The organism is Streptomyces sp. 15-116A, from assembly GCF_025290915.1.
In the GTDB taxonomy this organism is placed as follows: domain Bacteria; phylum Actinomycetota; class Actinomycetes; order Streptomycetales; family Streptomycetaceae; genus Streptomyces.
The window spans coordinates 1-1,708 of sequence record NZ_JAOCQE010000518.1 but is presented as its reverse complement, the minus strand read 5'-3'; the positions used below and the strand labels follow the sequence as shown (position 1 = coordinate 1,708).

At 73.8% G+C, this 1,708-nt stretch carries 2 protein-coding genes and 1 pseudogene; 1 reads left to right on the top strand and 2 read right to left on the bottom strand.

Translation table 11 applies throughout. From position 1 onward, the window contains the following. Positions 1 to 303 (top strand): annotated as a pseudogene (locus N4P33_RS35050) (aminoglycoside phosphotransferase family protein); the annotation flags it as partial. A gap of 22 nt (positions 304 to 325) precedes the next feature. On the opposite strand, the gene N4P33_RS35045 reads toward N4P33_RS35050, so the two are convergent. Continuing rightward, positions 326 to 1,090 (bottom strand): SIS domain-containing protein, encoded by a 765-nt coding sequence (locus N4P33_RS35045; protein WP_260830946.1) that lies wholly within the window; start codon positions 1,088 to 1,090, stop codon positions 326 to 328. Between the two features lie 68 nt (positions 1,091 to 1,158). Beyond that, the coding region (locus N4P33_RS35040) for a BadF/BadG/BcrA/BcrD ATPase family protein (RefSeq protein ID WP_399030700.1) at positions 1,159 to 1,708 on the bottom strand (550 nt) is incomplete at its 5' end.

The window sequence follows — 1,708 nt, the reverse complement described above, 5'->3', positions numbered from 1 at the left end:
CGCGGCGTCCTCGGCTGGGGCGCGGCGGTGCTCGGGGACCCGGCCGAGGACATCGCGGGCCTCGCCCTCGCGGTGGGTTCCCCCGCCGCCGTACGCGCCGCCACGCTCGCCGGGTACGGCGCCCGCCCCTGCCTGCGCGGTCTGTGGCTGGCCCGCTGCGACAGCGTCCTGCACCTTACCGAGGCCCTCACCGGCCGCACCACCGCCCCGCTGCCCCTGCTGCGGACGCGACTGCACCGCGCCTGGGAGCCGATCCTGCTGGAACGGGTCACCGACCTGCGCAAGGAGGACGACGCCCTCTAGAAACCGCCTCTAGAAACCGCCTCTAGAAACCGCCCCGGTGCAGGCGCCCCTCGTAGCGCGCCTCCAGGGTCGCGTTGCGTTCGAAGCCGCCCGGCAGGTTCGCGGAGATGTAGACGGGAACGTGGTGCCCTTCGGACATCAGCAGGGCGACGCTCTCCGCCACCACCATCTGCACCAGCGTCGCGGAGACGATGGTGGACACCCCGCACAGACTGCCGCCGCCCGGCAGCGGCAGCAGCGCGTCCCCGGCGGGCGCACCGTTGTCGAGCACCACGTCGGCGAGGTCGGCGAGCCGGTGCCCGCCGGGGTGCAGCGCGGGCACCGAGCGGGTGTGCTCCAGGGAGGTGAGCGCCACCAGCCGGTGCCCCTTGCCGGTCACCAACTGCGCCATGTCGACGATGGAGTTGTTCACCCCGGAGTTCGAGATGATCACGAAGAGGTCCTGGGGGCGCGGGGTGCTCAGCTCGTAGAGGCGGGCGGCCAGCCCCGGCCTGCGTTCGAGCAGGGGGTCGTCGAGGACCGTACGATCCTCGCCGCCCCGCAGGACAAGGTCGCTGAGGCTGATGCGGTTGGTCGGGATCAGACCGCCCGCGCGCCCGCAGATCTCCAGGGCGGTGGCCTGCGAGTGGCCGGTCCCGAAGGCGTGGATCACCCCGTCCGCCGCCACACAGTCCGCGAACAGCCGGGCCGCCGCCGCCACGGCCGCCTTGTTCGCGTCGATCGCCGAGTCCAGCGAGGCGCGCGCCCGGTCGGCGAAGACGTCGGCGCTGATCTGCGGGTCGGTCATGCGGTCACACTCTCTTCGGCTGGTTGATTCATCAAGTCCCGATTGCTTGAAACAATGAACCAGTCCTGTCAGCGCGTCAAGAGCCCGGCCAGCGCCACCGCCCCCGGCCCTCCGTCCCGAACGGCGGTGATCCGCAGGCCCGTCGGCGCCAGGCGCGCGGCCAGGCGGTCCGTCAGCGGCCCTCCGGGCGCGAGCAGGCCGCCGGTGGTGACGAGGCGTTCCCCGGCCTCGGGCCGCAACACAGCCACTTTTTCCGCGAGTTCGTCGGCCGCCCGGTCGAGGAGCGAGCGGGCCGCCGGATCCTCGCCGGCCGTGCCCACGACCAGGGGGCACAAGGCGCCCAGGGCGGCCGGCGGCCTGGAGTACGTCCAGTCCGCGACGGTGTCCCTGAGGCGGATCAGCTCGGACGGCGAGGAATCGTCCAGGCGGTGCCCGGGAGCCACTTGTTCCAGTACGCGCTCCACGAGCCGCCCCCGCGGACCGCGCCCGTCGATGGCCCGCACCACCGCCCGCAGGGCCTCGCGCCCCAGCCAGAACCCGCTCCCCTCGTCACCGAGCAGCCAGCCGTGCCCGTCCACGACGCGGACGCTGCGCCGCCCGGCCACCCGCGCCGCGGTC

Coding starts and splice junctions, on each gene's coding strand:
- N4P33_RS35045 (WP_260830946.1), bottom strand. CDS start 1,090: ATGACCGACCCGCAGATCAGCGCCGACGTCTTCGCCGACCGGGCGCGC.